The following is a 16,377-nucleotide window of genomic DNA, read 5'->3' as shown; positions in this document are numbered from 1 at the left end:
AAAATCAACAAGTACATTTGACAAGGTTGTGACAGAAGTTGATAGTATTGAGATGGAAAATATAGATTCGATTGTAGTGCATATGGGAGACAATGAAAATACATTCTCAGCAGTACATGCAAAGGATTTTGTTACATTTTTTAAGTCGTTGAAAGTGAAGAAGAAGGAAGTTAATAAGAGCCATGAAGAAAGTATAGAGAAAGAAATCAGCGTAACGATTACGTATGGAGAAGATTCCGAAGAGAGTGATACCTTTTATATTACGGATGAAATGATTTGGTTTGACGATGGTGTGAAGTCATCATATTCGTATCAAATTGTGGATTTTGAAGAAGTTGAAACGTTTATTGAAAGTAAATTCGAGGATACATCAAGCTATGGCATTGCACCTCCGATAGAGTCTCTTTCTTGGGGAATGAGTGTCGATGAGTGTAAGAAAAATCTTGCGAATTATACATTTGAACTGATTAGCAATGAAGGTGGTTTAATGTATCGTGTATCTTCTGAGATGAGTTTATTTGATTATACAGATGAAATCGACCAAGTTATATTAAAGTTTGATTCTGCAATTACAGAACCTGTTTATCCATATCATACCGATGCGTTGACTTCAATACAGTTTATCTTTCATGAAATTGATGTGGATAAAATGAAAGATAAGGTGACAGACCTAGTAGGAGCAGAGGGTACGCATTGGGTGGATATAAGAAAGAGTGATTTTATAACTTGGGAGAGTGTTGATACAGTAAAGAATCTGGATAAGGCATCGTATAAGTTGTTAGAGGATTTTTGGACATTGCTAGATGAATATGCGTTAGATAGTTTTCTTGCAGCTAGCAAAGAGGCTTCGGAACTGATTAACAGAGTAGATATGTCAGATGGTCTTCTTACAGCTAGAAAAGAGAACTCAGAACCAATTAACAAAGTAAAGATGCAATATACAGAGGACGGGATATGCTCTGTAGAATTTTATGCTGGAATGAATCTTTTTCTATATAATTTGAGGTAAGTCAAGGGTCTGCAAAATATTATAGAGGTTTAAAGTGTATCTGCGTTTTAGTCTTTGAGTAATAGGACGGGAGAGGAGAATTCATGGAACAGGATTTTTTTATTAAGTTATTAAATCTAAGTTATCAAGGTAGTATTGCCATATGCGTTATTATATTAGCTAGATTTCTTCTGCATATGATAAAAGCACCTAAGAAATATGTGTACTATCTTTGGCTGTTTGCATTTGTACGGTTGGTATTACCGTTCTCGTTTGAGAGCGTTTTAAGCATCTTGCCACAAGAAAATGAACCAATTAAGACAGCGATTGTTTATGAACAGATACCAGAGATTCATACAGGAAGCGCAGTGGTGAATCAAGTTGTTAATAACGTTCTTCCAAAGGCAACACCAGAAGCTAGTATGAATCCAATGCAAATTGTAATGATGATTGCAGAAGTGATTTGGTTTGCTGGGATTGGAATATTTGTGCTTGTCAGTGTTATTTCGTTTGTGCGATTAAAGAAGCGATTAGTAGGAAGTGTGCAGTATACGGAAGGTTCAAAGACGGATTTATGTATTGCGAGTAATGCTATATATCTATCTGATTACATTGAAACAGCATTTGTGCTAGGATTTTTTAGAACACGTATCTATGTACCATCTACAATTGGTGAGAGAGAAATGTCCTATATCATCATGCACGAGCAGGCACACATAAAGCGTAAAGATTATATTGTTAAGTTGATTTTGTTTGGTATTACGATTCTTCATTGGTTCAATCCACTTGTTTGGCTTGCCTATGTGCTTGTAATTCAAGATATGGAGATGTCTTGTGATGAATATGTAATGAAAAACTATATATCAAATGCGTATGATGGAGATATCCGTAAGGAGTATGCGACATCGTTATTAAGTCTAGCGGTAGGAAGAAAATTGATTTTAGGTACACCGTTAGCGTTTGGGGAGGGTAATGTGAAAGGTAGAATTAAAAATGTAACGAAATACAAGAAACCATTGATTTCCGTTTCGATTTGTGCTGTGATTGGATGTATCATTTTAGGAGTTGCTTTGCTAAGTAATCCCGTATCGAAAACGGCGTTACCTGTTGAAAGTGAAGATTCGCAATCGGATGAAAATACACCAGAGGAAGGAAATGAGACAACAGAGGGTGATTCGAAACAAACAGAGCAAGACATGGAAGAGATTGCACTGCCAATTGTTTCGATTGATCCGAATGCAACTCTTGGAGCAGATGGACCGATTCTTGATTATGCAGATGGCAACACGGTTATTTTCCATGGATATTTTGGATTGTTTGTCTATGATTTGAGTACACAAACGCTAGTCCGAGCAGTGGATTTAGCAGCGATTGGCTGCCATATGACACAAGGAGATATGTATTGTGAGGTATCCGTATCGGAAGACGGTAGAAATGTATATCTGCATCCAATGAGTTTGAATGAGATGTATGTGCTTGCAATCGAAACGGGAAAACTTTATAAAACAGCATATAACATGGAAGGAATTGCATTGTTTGACAAGTTGACAGACAACAGTGCGTTAGCTGGAAGTGGAGAAGGAATCTATTCCGCACAAAAGGCTGTATTTGGTTCAGGTGAACAATCATATGAAGGATATCTATATGCATACAAAGATTCGATAGGTGAGCTTTCTTATGCAGAATCGGATATGATCTATATGCTTTTTGATTCCGCCTACAAGAGTAATCCTGTATTAGAAGGTGTGTCTATGTCTGTGAATAAGGATTCTGTGATTCCAACTGGTATTACATTTTCTATCTTAAATACAACGGATAAAGAAATTACGGCTGGAGAAGACTATTATCTGGAATATTATGAGAATGGAAAGTGGTATGTTGTACCATATATTATTGATAATGCTGCCTTTAACAGTATTGGTTATAACATAGTGAAGGATGAACCATTTGAGCTTACAATTGACTGGGAATGGCTATATGGTAAATTAACGGCAGGAAAATACCGTTTAGTAAAAGATATTCTGGATTTTAGAGCACCTGGCGATTTTGATAAGTATACGTTGATGGTGGAATTTGAGGTTGAGTAGTAAATGTATGATATACAGTAAAATCAAATAGTTATAAAAAACCTTAGAAATTTGCTTGTATTTCTAAGGTTTTTTTGTAACATTCGCAAAGTATTCATTTTAATAAAGGAATATTATACGAATTGAAATTTCATTGAAAAAAGCAATACGTTCACAACCAGAATTACAATATATTGAAATACTATTTACAAGTATAAACAAAAGTGATAGAATAACATTTAGATAAATATCTAAATGTTATTCGGAAAAGAACTACATAAAAGGAGGCGGTTTCTATAGCCATCAGCGACACATTTAAAGCATTGAATGACCCTGTGCGATGCGAAATTATCACGATATTGAAAAAAGGCCGCATGAGTGTGGGAGAGATTTTGGAACACTTTAATGTAACAGGTGCGACAATGTCGTATCATCTGAATATATTAAAAAATGCTGGGTTGGTATCCGATGTGAAAAAGGGAAAATATATCTACTATGAACTTAACATTTCTGTAGTTGAGGAAATTATGACGTGGTTTATTCGATTAAAGGAGGATTATGATGAACAAGATAATAAATAAAGATAATATAAGTTCGTGGATTCTATTTGGTTTATCATTATTGATTGCAGGACTTTTTATAGGTTCTCTTCCAGACGAGATTCCTATTCACTTTAATATAAACGGTACTATAGATAATTACGGAAACAAATTTATGATATTTCTAATGCCGTTAACAATGTTCGTGATGCTTCTTGGTTCTACATTAGCAAAGAACAAGGAAAAGCAATCAAAGACGAGCGATAAATATTATTACCAGATTGTATTTTTATCAAATATAGTTATTATCTTATTGGAAATTTATATAATTGCAGTTTCGTTTGAGATAAAAGTAATGAATGCGATGAATTTAGCATTAATATTGGTCGGGGTACTGATTGTAGTCATTGGAAATGTAATGCCGAAGTTTGGGCAAGGAAAGTGGATCGGAGTACGAACAAAGTGGACACTTGCAGATGAAACAGTTTGGTTTCACACGCATCGATTTTGCGCAAAGTTGTGGTTTGTTGGAGGTATTCTGTTTGTGGGAACAGTATTTTTGAAAGGAATTCCCAAAACGGTATCGGTTATAGCAATTGCGTTCATACTAACATTGTTGCCAATTTTGTATTCTAAAGTAGAATATGAAAAGTTAGCAAATAGAGGATAAATGATAAGAAGGGGAGGTAGATTTTATGTCAGCTATTCAAGAAATGTTACCCGTGTTAATTCCACTAATTATATTAGAGGTAGGATTGGGGTTAGGTACAATGATTCATGTTATAAGACATCCAAATTACAAATTTGGAAATAAAGCGTTATGGATTGTGTTATCCTTTGTTAATATTATTGGACCAATATTATACTTTACAGTTGGGAAAGGTGAAGACTAATGGATATACTTAACGTAGAACATGTATCGCAAAGCTTTGGAAATACCAAAGTTCTTGATGATGTGAGCTTTGCTGTACCTGAAAACTCGGTTTTTGGATTCTTAGGGCAAAATGGTGCAGGTAAAACAACTACTATGAAAATTATATTAGGACTTATGAAACCGACAGGTGGAAATGTGTCTATCTTAGGGGAAACCGTAACGTATGGACAGACGAAAACAAATCGATTTGTAGGATATCTGCCAGATGTTCCAGAGTACTATACATTTATGACGCCAAAGGAGTATTTGAAGTTATGTGCTCAGATTACAAATATGCCTTCGAACACAATTAAAAAGAGTGTAGACGAGATGCTAGAGTTAGTCGGTCTTGCCAATGCAAATAAAAAAATTGGCGGATTTTCCAGAGGAATGAAGCAACGTCTTGGAATTGCACAGGCGTTGCTAAATCAACCCAAACTTTTGATTTGTGATGAACCAACATCTGCACTGGATCCTCTTGGAAGAAAAGAGATTCTAGATATTCTCCATCAAGTGAAGGGAAAAACAACGGTTGTTTTCTCGACACATATACTGTCCGATGTAGAGAAAATCTGTGATAATATCGCGGTTATACACAACGGAAAAATTGCATTGTCAGGGTCGATTCAAGATATTAAGAATAGAGAAAGAAAAGAAACGTTGCTTATTGAATTTAAAAGTGAAAAGACTTTGAAGACATTTATGAACCTTTCTGAATATGGGAAAATAGAAAATCATGCTGAGAAAACTGAAAATGGAATCCTAATAAATTCAACAGACATAGACGGTATGTTTTCCTATATTATGAATGTAATGTCTGCGCATAAGATAATCCCTTCAAAGCTCGAAATATTAGAACCGACATTAGAAGATGTATTCATGGAGGTGATTGGATGAGTTCGTATTGGGCATTTACAAAGAAAGAATTTTTAGGATGTTTTCGTACAAGTAAACTTGTTGTCATGGCAGTCGTGTTTCTGCTTTTGGGAATTATGAACCCTGTGACAGCAAAACTTATGCCAGAACTTTTTAAATCGTTGAATACAGAAGGCATAATATTTACAATACCAGAACCAACGGCTCTTGATTCATGGATGCAGTTTTATAAGAATGTGCCACAGATGGGATTGATTGTGCTTGTTATTGTATTTAGCGGAGTTCTAACGAATGAAATTAGTAAAGGAACGTTAATCAATGTATTGACGAAGGGGCTGAAACGCTCGAACGTTATCTTAGCAAAGATGACAATGGTTACGGCTGTCTGGACGATGTGCTATATACTTGCATTTGTTGTTACATACGGTTATACCGTTTACTTTTGGCCAGAGCAATCGTGTAACAATATCGTATTGGCAGCCGTATGTCTGTGGTTGTTTGGGGTATTGCTGTTGTCTGCAATTATGTTAGGAAGTGTATTAGTTAAGGGAACATCGGGCTGTCTCTTATTCGTGGGTGGTGTTGTAGTACTTATGTTTTTAATAAATATGATTCCTAAGGCAGATGCCTTCAATCCGATTGTTTTGGCAGCAGGAAATATGAATCTGATAACAGGGGCGATGGCGGTTGGTGATTTGGTTAAGCCGATTGTTGTTAGTGTTGTGTTGATTATTGGGTTTCTTGGTGGTGCGTGTTCGGTGTTTAATCGGAAATATATTTAGGAAGAAGCGTTGGATTTTGAGGTGGCTTGGTATAGAGTGGTTTCGAAAATGACAAACTATAAGTGAACGATTATCGGACTAAGGGATATTGCTAGTTTGCTGTTCAAATATGCTTTACGATAGTTTGGTGATATGATATTATGGTTTTAGTGGGAACGGTTGGTAACCCCTTGAGAAAGGGGGAGGATGCCTATATGTATGTTACATACGACAACTTAATCCAATTTGGATTACTCATAGTTGCTATAATAGGTCTTGTATACAAGATATGTCATAAAGACAAAAAATAAACCGCCCCTAGCCTGAGAAACTTGGACGGTTTATTTAAGTTCGAATTCACTTGCGAGGGGATACAACTTAGTACCACTCTTAGTAAATATATTTTAACATATATTTTTAGTAAAATCAATTGAAATGAAGAGATGAAGCGTTGAAAGAAAATAAAAGTAAAGGATTCGTGCAGCTCATTAATTCTTTTAACTATACTTATTTGAGCAGTATCACAGGCAAACTTGTGATAGGCATAGGTAGAAAAATGGAGTCAGAATTATTTCATGTACATACATATCGTTGTAAACATGCAAGTGAAGAGCAAGATTATGAATATATAGAGAAAGCAATTACGTTAGGGGCGAAGAGAATAACATTTACCGACCATGCACCATTTCCAGGGAACCCTTTTGGATTAAGAATGGAGATGGATGAATTACCAGAATATCTCAACTCGTTAACACAATTAAAGCAGAAATACAAAGACCATATAGATGTGGTGATAGGATTAGAAATAGAATATCTGCCAAGCTTTAGTAGCTACTATTTGGAATTACAGAAATTAGAGCAACTACAATTTTTGATGTTGGGGCAACATTTCTGCGAGTATGGGCCAGAGTGTTATAGCTTTGATGTGAAGAGGGAAGTACTAAAGAAGGAAGAAGCTATTGGCATCGGTAAGGCGATGGTTCAAGGAATAGAAAGTGGACTGTTTAAAGTAGTTGCGCACCCAGACCGACTGTTTCGAAGAAGAAAAGACTGGGAGCCTGATATGGAGCAGATATCAAAAAACATTATAACGGCAGCAATAGAGAATGATGTTTTTCTTGAGCAGAATGAGAGTTCAAAGCTACGTAAATACCAGTATTGGAAAGAGTTTTGGGATTTTGCAGATATACTGGCAAAAAAGCAAGAGGGTACGGGAAAACAGCTTCGTATTATTCGTGGGTTAGATGCTCATAGTACGAAGGAGTTGGAAGTATTGTCTGGGAGATAGGGTTGGTGGTATGGAGGGAGGCTGACAGATGAAATATAATTTTTTCTTGAAGAGAAATATTCATATGTATAATCATCTAGTAATATGTACTTGTGGACAAAACAAATATGAGGCTATCTGTGAGTCTGCGCCAACAAAGAAAGAAACAATCCTATTTTGGCCCGATGATTTCGGTCTGATGCTTGAAGATAGAGAAGAAATGATAAAAGATTTAATAGAATGGTCAGAAACTCAGGGATTTAAATGCATTATACATCAGGGAAAGCGTTGTTGAGATAGATATATTGTCTAATTCGCGTATTGCATAAATGCTCTATAGGTATTGTAAGTGACATAAAGGTTCACTCCTTTCTTTGGGGTAATCATAGCATAATTGTGCAATGGGAGCAATGGAAATATGCAGTCAATCTTGCAAAACAAAATATAGGGGATAAAGCAGAAATCAAAATAGTGAAAAAGTGTTATTGTTAGTAGTAGAGGAGTTGAAAATCCGACGTGAATATTATATGTAGGAAGTATACAAGAACTTATAGTATGGGCGAATATTTTACCAACCGATAATTTTGAGAAAATTGTGTTAGACCAGTAATGGCAAGGGGTTGAAGGTGATTGACTGGTTGGGATATTAAAAGTGGTTAACGGCTGGTAAAAAATGAAGAAATGCTTGAAAATAAAGGAGTTTGTGGTATCATTGATTTTAAGGATGTTGAATTTGCTATGGTTGAATAACAACATGAGATGTATTGAAACTTAACTCACTTCCTTCCATTTTCTTTTACTCAACTGTTGAATAACAACATGAGATGTATTGAAACGAAACACATTGCCCATTAATAAAAGGGCAAAAGGGTTGAATAACAACATGAGATGTATTGAAACTAAGCCTGCTTGAACTGCTCAGCGGTTATGCCTGTTGAATAACAACATGAGATGTATTGAAACAATCCTTTGATTTGGATATTCGCAGTAGGATATAGTTGAATAGTAACATTAGATGTACCCCTTCATTACAAAAATTATCACTACCCCAATAAAACGAAAGGAAAAACTAAAAAACAAAATCCTCTAGGTTCATCCCAAATTAACATAGCAACAAAAACAGGACAATCTCCAAGAGGTATATTTGTTCATAGTTCAAACGGCAAAAATCAAATGGTTGTAATCCAAATAACATTAAAAGTATACTTAAAAGAAAATGTACCAAGCATTCAAGCACAACAGATTATATGCAGATTCATAGATGGAGCATTATGCAAGAAAGAAGAATTTAAGGAGCTACATAACGCAAGGAAATATAAGATGTACTGCTACAATTCTCTTTATCCAATTAGTGAAGACAGAATCTATCATAAAAATCAAACCTACCAATTGCAGATACGAACAGTAGATACAAACCTGGCAGAATATTTTGCAAATGAATTGAATGTAATTGAAGACCGTATTATTAAAATACAAAGTAGTGCAATAGAGTTCATTGCAAAAAAGGAAATAGAGAAACTATATTCCATTACACCGACTCTGATGAAACGTGATGATGGTTATTGGAGAGATTGCATATCTGTAGAGGAATATATGGAATCCATAAAGATAAACTTAATTAAAAAATACAATGCATATACCAACACAAAATTAGATGAAGAGTTTGATTTTATAAAGGAAATACAATTTTCTAACCGAGTACCTATAAAATGTGCCTATAAGAATGTTAATCTGCTGGGAGATAAGATTGATATACAAATAGCAAGCAATGAAAGAGCGCAACAATTAGCATATTTTGCACTTGGTGTTGGAATATTAGAAGGAAATGCAAGAGGATTCGGCTATATGAAGGATAAGTGGAAAAAAGTAACGATTAAATGATAAAATATAACAAATATACTGTACAAAGAACAAGAAAAGTGATAAATTTACTATAAGAACATATGAACAACATGACAAAGGCAGACGATTTAAGTGACCTAGGAGTTTCATAGTAATTATAGTAAGAGGTATCGAATGCTGAACGAAAGGTTGTGAATGACCTTTCGTTTTTTTGCGTTAAAATGTATTGGGAAGATAATAAACAGTTAAGAGGAGGCATAAATTTGAAAGGTATATTAGCAGAGAATGAAAAAGCAGTAAATAAGACAGCAGATAAATTATACAAGGAATTGTATGATAAAGTGAAAGAGAGTGCATCAAAAGGGGAACCAAAAACATATGGAGATTTAAGTATGGATTATATTGATATAGCAACACTTTTTGTTTGCAGTGCCTATCTCATAGCAGTTAAAGAGAATGAGATTTTCGATAAGGAGACATTTAGAAAGAATGCGTATATAGCATTTCGGGAGAAGGATAAGAAAAAATATATCCAATCATGGGAAATCATAGATAGCTTGGCTAATGGAAAAAAACCTACAAATATAAAGAGAACTGTTACGGCAAGGATATTAAAAGGTGGCGCCTATAAAATTAAGCAATACTATTTGGAGAATTATAAGTTATCGGACATTCGGGGTGCAAGTATGCTACTGAATCATGTGGAGGAACAGGAAATTCCCCAAATGATAAAAGAAAAATATATCCCAGAATGTATTATATATACCGGCGGTGGGAACATATTAGCATTGTTACCAGATGCAAAGGATAATGATTTTGATGCATTTCAAGAAAAACTTGAGAGACGAGCTAGCGAATATTTGCTCACAGCAAATGTGGCATATTATATTAGTGAAGCACAACCATTAAAAGACATTTTTGGTGATAGTTATAGAGACCTACTTCGAGAGGTAGAAACAGAACTTAATGAAAGAAAAGAAATAAAATTAATGGGATTAGGGAATTGTAAAAGTACATTACTAGGAAGACCCAAAATGTCAGATGAGGATTTTAATTTTATGCTACCCAATGGTTGTACAGAAACAGAGAACGAAAAAAAGATTTGCCAAAATTGTGGTAGTCGAGAGGCTACCTATAAGTATAGTTATGGTATACAGGAAGATTCTGAGGAGAGTATAGAGGAAGGCTCTGACTCTGAGGTTAGAACTATCTGTGATAGTTGCTTGCACAAAATGTTAGCAGGAAGAGACGCAAAGATAAATTATTTTGCTAAGGATTATGAAGAAATAGCAAAATTCAAGTATACACCATTTAATTCCATAGAAGAACTTGATTCCAATAATGTAGCAGTCGTATACGCAGATGGAAACAATATGGGTGGGCTTATAGCAAATTTTAAGAATATCTGTACCATGATGCAGTTCAGTAGAAATGTAAAGGACATAACGAAACGGTCCGTATTTGAGACATTTAAGGAAGAGAATATAAGCAAGTTTGAAATTGTTGGACTTGGTGGAGATGATGTATTCATAATATTGCCAGCAAAAAATGCAATAACCTTTACTGCAACATTAATAGAAAAATATAATGAAAACTTCAAACAATTATATAGTGATAATCCGTCAACATTATCCGCGGGAATTGCAATTGCAAAACCAACGATTCCTATTAAGGTAATGCTTGAGAGAGCAGAAGAACAGTTGGCACTAGCGAAAGAAAAGGCAAAGTTAGAAGAAAATAAAGGACAAGGAACACTGGCATTTTGCAATCTCACTTCGCTTGCTATGGAGAAGATGAAACATAAGAGTGAAAGGGAAGAAGAGAAAATTCATGATACGTTACAACCATATACATTAAAAGAGATAACAGATCTAATTAAATTTGTAAGAAAGTTGTCTGAATCTAATGAAAAGAAAGAAAAAAAAGAAAAAGATAAAAAAACTGATGAAAAGGCAACCTCTAATCTGGATAAGAAAAAAACAAAATTGAGAAATATTTATATGGCTTTTGAAGAGGCAGAAAAGGAAGAAGGCGATTTGTTCTTCCGATATACCAATGCAAGGGAAAAAGAAGAGAATAGAATTGAACTTCCTGAGAAAATTGGTAATTGTGAAGAGAACGAGAATTGTACTTGCTATAGCAGAAACGAGAATAGTGCATATTATGAAAAAGACGGACAATTGTATTACATATGGAAAGATATCTTGGAGTTACTAGATTACTGTCAGGAGGACGTATGAAGAAAATATATAGTATACATATAAAATTAATCTCAGCATTACATATTAATGCAGGAGTCGGACTAGATGGAATAAGAAAAGTTGTAAAACGTGATGGTCGTCCTTATATTCCAGCAACAGTTGTAAAAGGAATGATAAGAGATAACTTTGAACGAATCAATAGAACGGTAGATAATGAGTATGAATGTCTAGGGAAAGAAAATGTGAAAGACGATTGTAACTGTATCAGTTGTACCTTGTTTGGAAAGGCAGGCTTTCAAAAATCAAGAGTTATCCTTGATAATTTAGAAACTAACCAAGCAACGACGACAGAACTACGAGCAAATGTAGCAATTAATAGGCAGTTAAGAACCAATAATGACGGAAGTTTGGTGTTTCAAGAAGTGGTATCACCGAGAGATGAAAAGGGTAAGGAAATTATATTTACAGGTGAAATGGTCGTATATTATCCACCTGAAAAAGAACTAGCATATGAACCACATCTTCTTACAGCGGTTCGTCTGATAGAGGGGATTGGCTCAGGGAAAAGTCGTGGACTGGGATTTGTAGAAGTGGAGGTGACAGAGAAACATGCTTAAAAAAGTAACATTTGAACTATTAAATGATGTGATGGTAGGTGGAATTCGTATAAGTGATAATGTCCTTGAGTCAGAAGATGTTATAAGTGGAGCAGTTCTACGAGCAGGTTTTTCCAATGATATATTATTGGAATGTCTAGTCAGTGGTATACTTGGACCAAATGGAGAAAGAAATTATATATTCGAAAAAGATGCGTCAGGGAAATGTAGCGAATGTAAAAATGCAGAGATCTGCAAAGCATTTTCAAATATGAAGTTTGGTTTCCTTTATCCACAAGATTGCCTTCCTATTGCGATGACAACGAAGATGTGTAAAGCAAAAGGAAGCGAGCACGGACTATACAATATTATGTTAAACCAATACATACAATGTCCAGAGTGTGGAGGACGCTTGGAAAATGCAAAAGGCTTGTTAGATCATAAAAGCGCATCCATATACAAAGTACCTAAAATAGAAACCGTACATACTGCAATTAATTATGCAAGCAGAACGGCAAAGGAAGGCTCCTTGTTTTCAATAAATGCAATTGCAAAGGGAGAAGTATATGAAGGTTTAGTAGACGATTGTGACACTTCTATATTAGAAAAAGGGAAGATTATTTATGTTGGTAAGTATTCCTCATCGGGATATGGAAAACTTAAAATTATTGATATTCAGCCATATGAGGAAGAGATATATGGTGCGAATTTAGAAACTAGATTAAGAAGTGTAGCAAGTGATAATGGCAGAGAAATATTTGTATTGGAATTATTGAGCGATGCAAAATTGGGATTCCAAGATGATGAATGCCAGACGATAAGAAAAACGAAAGAGTATAAAGAGATTTGGGAAAAAAGAATTCTTGGAGAACAAGAAGATAAATCAATTAAACTAGAGAAAGTAGTTGCACAGAATTATGTGTATAGAGGATATGATACGTCAAAAGCAAAGGGTGAATGGTTGAAAGATCCTGTTATTATGACACGAAAAGGTAGCGTGTTTAAGTTCTCTTATCAAAAGGAAGATTATGAAGAAGTTTATTCTGTATTGAAGGATATGGAGTTGAATGGTATTGGTGAAGATTGTTTGAATGGGTATGGACAAGTTGGTGTGTGTTGGAATCAAGGAGGAGAGGGATTGAATGGATAAGAAGAGGATATTGAAGCTTGCAGAAAGCATAGAGAAAAATTTAAGAAAAATAAGAAGTTCAAAAAATTTTAAAGATAAAGACATTGGAAACAGTCAGTTTCATGCTTTATCTGTTGCATGTAAGAGTGCAGAATGTGTAGAAGAGATTAAGCTAATAATTAAATTTAAAGCAGCAAAAAATGAAGGAACATGGGGAAAGAACATTTATGATAAAACATTTGCAGATAAAGTGTTAGAGAAAGTTGAGATAATTTGCAGAAATGATAAGGAAGAAAATACAAGATTAGAATCATTATCTTTGTTTTTTGGTTATCTTTATTGGAGTTCGAAGATTATTGCATCAGAAAAAAAGTAGCTTAAAAGATAGTAATAGCTAGAAAAAATCATTAGGATACCAAGAAAAGAATAATGGGTATACTGATTTAAGAAAACAATAAATTTATACTAGGAGGAAACGTGATATGACATTTGAAACGTTTAATAAGAAGCACATAATCAAAGGCGAATTTCTTACAATAGACCCAATACATATAGGAGCATCAAATAATGATCCATTGGATCCAACAGCATTCGATAATCCAGTACTTAAAGATCAAAAAGGAAATCCAATTATTCCAGGCTCCTCTATTAAGGGAGTGGTAAGAAGTTATTTTGAAGCTGTATTGAGGGGAATTGAAAAAGAGGTATGTAATATTTTTGAAGTAAATGATAGTAGATGTATTACAAAAAGTGATGCAAGGGATTTGAAAAAAAAGTATAAAGAAAATCCTACAGAATTGGCAAACCAATTATATAAAAAGAGTTGTGTGGTTTGTCAGTTGTTTGGTGGACGTGAAGTAGCAGGCAAGTTACAATTTAAAGATAGTTGCTATATCGGAGAGCAAATTATATATGAAAAAAGAGATGGCGTAGGAATTGACAGAAATACAGGAGCAGCAAGAAGGGGTGCAAAATATGATTTCGAAATAGTGCCTAAGGGTAGTCGGTTTGATTTTTATATGATTGCAGAAAATTTGGATGAGGAACAGGAAAAATATCTTGAGTTTATAAAGAGATACTTACAAAGTGGAGATATGTCAATTGGTGGGAAGAGTACTCGTGGATTAGGAAGAATTAAATTAGTAAAAATAGACGATAGTGAGAAAAGAGATATTGAATGGTTGAAACAGCAATTAGGAATGTAGGGTGGTGAAAAAATAGTGTCTAATCATTTAGAAAGATTTGAAAAACAATTATTGATTGAATTTATAATGCAGGCAGACGGACCAATTGTGATTCGTTCTTCTGAACCAACACTTTTGAATCCAATATTGCCAAATACAACATTTCTACAAGGGCAAAAGGATGAGGAACATAATACAACATATGTAATTCCAGGAAGCAGTATTAAAGGTGTATTTCGGCACTATATGGAGCCTACAGAAGGTTCCTATGACGATTTATTTGGAGGTATAAGAAAGAAGGGGCGTATTTCCTTCTATGATGCCTATGCAGATTTAGATACCGTTAAATGGAGGACGAAACATACAACTGAAATAAATAGTTATACACAAGGTGCAAGGGAAGGAACACTTAATTCTGTTCAGATGATTGAGAGAGGGGATTTTCAAGAGGTTATTAGAATTACGAACCCTTTGTGGAAAGAGATTATGTCATTAAAACGAGCAATCTCTGCAATGAATGAGGGAATGATTCGAATAGGTGGTAAGCAGAGCACTGGATTTGGTTGTATGAAAATTAGGAATATAACATATACGTTGACTACATATACAGAGGAATTACAAGAACAGATATTGTATAAAGGTATGCATCTGGAAGAATTACAAAAGGCTTTTCATAAAAGGAGATGAGAAAATTGGGGACGATACAAGAGGAACGTAATTATGATTTCTTGCCTTTGCTAGCAGAGAAGGAAGAATATAATAATTATGGTGAAAAAATAAAAGGAACATTAGAACTTGAAATAGAAGCATATGAAGATATACATATAGGGACAGGACAATATATACAGAAAGATAATAGGTTTGCTAAAGAGTGTTACAAAGATATAGATGGCAATGCATGTATACCTGCCTCCTCCTTAAAAGGTGCTGTAAGAAATATATCTGCATGTGTTTCAAAGTCTTGTTTAGACAGTGCTGATGGTAAATGTTTATCAAGAAAAAAGCAGGAGAAGAGAAATAGGAAAGAAAATACTCCTTATAGAAAAATAGAAAAGCCATGCATTACTTGTTGTACATATGGATTAGATAGTTATGCAAGTCGTATCATTTTCTCTGAATGTAAATCAACTAGCTCAGACTTCTTGATAAAGAAAATAAATCAACCATATACACCAAGTAAAACAGAAGATGGTCCCAAACTCTATAAAAACGAAGTTAAAAACGAAGAAATTGAAGACAACTTAGAAGTGGAAGTTATGAAGAAGGGGACAATTTTTTCTTGCAGATTAATTATAAAAGAAATTACGATAGAACAATTGAAATTATTATTATTTTCTTTGGGATTAGATGAAAGTTTTGAATTTAAAGTAGGCGGATTTAAAGGGCAAGGATATGGAAAAGTTAAAATTAAAGCAAAAGCTTATAATCTATCTGATAGCAAAGGAAGAAAACATATAATTCAAGGCTCTCTAAAAGAATTTGCAAGTACATACTATACAGAGTGCAAAGATGAAAAATGTACTAATGTTATGAATAAAATGCGAACAATTATGAAACCAAAGGTGGTGGAGTATGAAGGTTAAAGAAAAGTTAGAAGTGGCAAATAATTTAGCAATAAAATCTGAGTACGAATCTTTCTACCGTTTTGCAGTCAATTATTTGCTAAGTAAGCAAAATGAAAAGAGGGAGAAAGAACCTCAAAAAGAGTTCTTTGCTTTTCTAGAAAAAATCAAGAAATTGAAAAATACTGAAGATGCTATAGAGATAAAAACAATTTATGTAATGATGGGCAAAGTAGGAGATGCGGAGTATCCACTTAAAGAATGGTGTAAAAGTATATTGGACAATCAGCAAATAAGGGATATAGAAACTGAGGATTTGTGTTATATCATGGGGAGTGCAGCTCGGTTATGCAAAATTAATAAGTAGCTGATTGATAAAACAGAAAGAGCGGAATTAGCTTGTAGAAACTTTATTGCTTTTATAAACCTAAAAAATAAATAGGAGTGCATGCT

General features: G+C 34.3%; 19 protein-coding genes. All 19 read left to right on the top strand.

Annotated features, from left to right (window positions below; all coding sequences use genetic code 11):
• On the top strand, window positions 1-1,009 hold a 1,009-nt coding region (locus RMR19_RS09000), incomplete at its 5' end, for a hypothetical protein (protein WP_310603154.1).
• Window positions 1,010-1,092: 83 nt separating this feature from the next.
• Window positions 1,093-3,075 (top strand): M56 family metallopeptidase, encoded by a 1,983-nt coding sequence (locus tag RMR19_RS08995; RefSeq protein ID WP_310603153.1) that lies wholly within the window; start codon window positions 1,093-1,095, stop codon window positions 3,073-3,075.
• A gap of 275 nt (window positions 3,076-3,350) precedes the next feature.
• A complete protein-coding gene (locus RMR19_RS08990) occupies window positions 3,351-3,635 on the top strand; it encodes an autorepressor SdpR family transcription factor (RefSeq protein WP_310603160.1) in 285 nt (94 codons plus the stop codon).
• Complete coding sequence (locus tag RMR19_RS08985; protein ID WP_310603152.1) at window positions 3,616-4,263, top strand: SdpI family protein; 648 nt, start codon at window positions 3,616-3,618, stop codon at window positions 4,261-4,263. Before RMR19_RS08990 ends, RMR19_RS08985 begins: the two co-directional genes overlap by 20 nt.
• 25 nt (window positions 4,264-4,288) lie before the next feature.
• Window positions 4,289-4,486, top strand: coding sequence for a PLDc N-terminal domain-containing protein (locus RMR19_RS08980; protein WP_310603151.1), 198 nt, complete (start codon window positions 4,289-4,291; stop codon window positions 4,484-4,486).
• Window positions 4,486-5,403 (top strand): ABC transporter ATP-binding protein, encoded by a 918-nt coding sequence (locus RMR19_RS08975; protein ID WP_310603150.1) that lies wholly within the window; start codon window positions 4,486-4,488, stop codon window positions 5,401-5,403. Before RMR19_RS08980 ends, RMR19_RS08975 begins: the two co-directional genes overlap by 1 nt.
• Window positions 5,400-6,164, top strand: coding sequence for an ABC transporter permease (locus RMR19_RS08970; RefSeq protein ID WP_310603149.1), 765 nt, complete (start codon window positions 5,400-5,402; stop codon window positions 6,162-6,164). Before RMR19_RS08975 ends, RMR19_RS08970 begins: the two co-directional genes overlap by 4 nt.
• A 140-nt stretch (window positions 6,165-6,304) precedes the next feature.
• On the top strand, window positions 6,305-6,454 hold the full coding sequence (locus RMR19_RS22005) for a putative holin-like toxin (protein ID WP_334308194.1): 150 nt from the start codon (window positions 6,305-6,307) through the stop codon (window positions 6,452-6,454).
• A gap of 245 nt (window positions 6,455-6,699) precedes the next feature.
• Complete coding sequence (locus RMR19_RS08965; RefSeq protein WP_310603148.1) at window positions 6,700-7,431, top strand: PHP domain-containing protein; 732 nt, start codon at window positions 6,700-6,702, stop codon at window positions 7,429-7,431.
• Window positions 7,432-7,459: 28 nt separating this feature from the next.
• Window positions 7,460-7,705: a hypothetical protein gene (locus tag RMR19_RS08960; RefSeq protein ID WP_310603147.1), complete on the top strand. Its 246-nt coding sequence runs from the start codon at window positions 7,460-7,462 to the stop codon at window positions 7,703-7,705.
• An 878-nt stretch (window positions 7,706-8,583) separates the two neighbouring features.
• Entirely contained in the window at window positions 8,584-9,291 is a 708-nt protein-coding gene (gene cas6, locus RMR19_RS08955) for a CRISPR-associated endoribonuclease Cas6 (RefSeq protein ID WP_310603146.1), read from the top strand.
• A 224-nt stretch (window positions 9,292-9,515) separates the two neighbouring features.
• Window positions 9,516-11,492 carry a Cas10/Cmr2 second palm domain-containing protein gene (locus RMR19_RS08950; protein WP_310603145.1) on the top strand — a complete coding sequence of 659 codons (1,977 nt, stop codon included), beginning with the start codon at window positions 9,516-9,518 and terminating at the stop codon, window positions 11,490-11,492.
• On the top strand, window positions 11,489-12,070 hold the full coding sequence (locus RMR19_RS08945; protein WP_310603144.1) for an RAMP superfamily CRISPR-associated protein: 582 nt from the start codon (window positions 11,489-11,491) through the stop codon (window positions 12,068-12,070). Before RMR19_RS08950 ends, RMR19_RS08945 begins: the two co-directional genes overlap by 4 nt.
• Window positions 12,063-13,199 carry a hypothetical protein gene (locus RMR19_RS08940; protein WP_310603143.1) on the top strand — a complete coding sequence of 379 codons (1,137 nt, stop codon included), beginning with the start codon at window positions 12,063-12,065 and terminating at the stop codon, window positions 13,197-13,199. The genes RMR19_RS08945 and RMR19_RS08940 overlap by 8 nt, the downstream gene beginning before the upstream one ends.
• On the top strand, window positions 13,192-13,554 hold the full coding sequence (locus RMR19_RS08935; RefSeq protein ID WP_310603142.1) for a hypothetical protein: 363 nt from the start codon (window positions 13,192-13,194) through the stop codon (window positions 13,552-13,554). Before RMR19_RS08940 ends, RMR19_RS08935 begins: the two co-directional genes overlap by 8 nt.
• Before the next feature lie 106 nt (window positions 13,555-13,660).
• Entirely contained in the window at window positions 13,661-14,383 is a 723-nt protein-coding gene (gene csx7 / locus RMR19_RS08930; protein ID WP_310603141.1) for a type III CRISPR-associated RAMP protein Csx7, read from the top strand.
• Between the two features lie 15 nt (window positions 14,384-14,398).
• A complete protein-coding gene (locus RMR19_RS08925) occupies window positions 14,399-15,049 on the top strand; it encodes an RAMP superfamily CRISPR-associated protein (protein ID WP_310603140.1) in 651 nt (216 codons plus the stop codon).
• Window positions 15,050-15,054: 5 nt separating this feature from the next.
• Window positions 15,055-15,945: an RAMP superfamily CRISPR-associated protein gene (locus RMR19_RS08920; RefSeq protein WP_310603139.1), complete on the top strand. Its 891-nt coding sequence runs from the start codon at window positions 15,055-15,057 to the stop codon at window positions 15,943-15,945.
• A complete protein-coding gene (locus RMR19_RS08915) occupies window positions 15,935-16,291 on the top strand; it encodes a hypothetical protein (protein ID WP_310603138.1) in 357 nt (118 codons plus the stop codon). The genes RMR19_RS08920 and RMR19_RS08915 overlap by 11 nt, the downstream gene beginning before the upstream one ends.
• Window positions 16,292-16,377 lie beyond the last annotated feature (86 nt).

Origin of the sequence: Anaerosporobacter sp. (genome assembly GCF_031551385.1) — a bacterium.
Lineage (GTDB): Bacteria > Bacillota > Clostridia > Lachnospirales > Lachnospiraceae > Anaerosporobacter.
Note: the sequence above shows the minus strand (reverse complement) of the source record. Positions and strands in the feature narration are given on the sequence as shown.

Excerpts from the sequence above, each read along its gene's own strand:
- RMR19_RS08965 (WP_310603148.1), top strand. The coding sequence starts at position 6,700 with ATGGAGTCAGAATTATTTCATGTACATACATATCGTTGTAAACATGCA.
- cas6 (WP_310603146.1), top strand. The coding sequence starts at position 8,584 with ATGGTTGTAATCCAAATAACATTAAAAGTATACTTAAAAGAAAATGTA.
- csx7 (WP_310603141.1), top strand. The coding sequence starts at position 13,661 with ATGACATTTGAAACGTTTAATAAGAAGCACATAATCAAAGGCGAATTT.
- RMR19_RS08975 (WP_310603150.1), top strand. The coding sequence starts at position 4,486 with ATGGATATACTTAACGTAGAACATGTATCGCAAAGCTTTGGAAATACC.
- RMR19_RS08945 (WP_310603144.1), top strand. The coding sequence starts at position 11,489 with ATGAAGAAAATATATAGTATACATATAAAATTAATCTCAGCATTACAT.
- RMR19_RS08915 (WP_310603138.1), top strand. The coding sequence starts at position 15,935 with ATGAAGGTTAAAGAAAAGTTAGAAGTGGCAAATAATTTAGCAATAAAA.
- RMR19_RS08940 (WP_310603143.1), top strand. The coding sequence starts at position 12,063 with ATGCTTAAAAAAGTAACATTTGAACTATTAAATGATGTGATGGTAGGT.
- RMR19_RS08995 (WP_310603153.1), top strand. The coding sequence starts at position 1,093 with ATGGAACAGGATTTTTTTATTAAGTTATTAAATCTAAGTTATCAAGGT.
- RMR19_RS08970 (WP_310603149.1), top strand. The coding sequence starts at position 5,400 with ATGAGTTCGTATTGGGCATTTACAAAGAAAGAATTTTTAGGATGTTTT.
- RMR19_RS08935 (WP_310603142.1), top strand. The coding sequence starts at position 13,192 with ATGGATAAGAAGAGGATATTGAAGCTTGCAGAAAGCATAGAGAAAAAT.
- RMR19_RS08980 (WP_310603151.1), top strand. The coding sequence starts at position 4,289 with ATGTCAGCTATTCAAGAAATGTTACCCGTGTTAATTCCACTAATTATA.
- RMR19_RS08960 (WP_310603147.1), top strand. The coding sequence starts at position 7,460 with ATGAAATATAATTTTTTCTTGAAGAGAAATATTCATATGTATAATCAT.
- RMR19_RS22005 (WP_334308194.1), top strand. The coding sequence starts at position 6,305 with ATGGTTTTAGTGGGAACGGTTGGTAACCCCTTGAGAAAGGGGGAGGAT.
- RMR19_RS08985 (WP_310603152.1), top strand. The coding sequence starts at position 3,616 with ATGAACAAGATAATAAATAAAGATAATATAAGTTCGTGGATTCTATTT.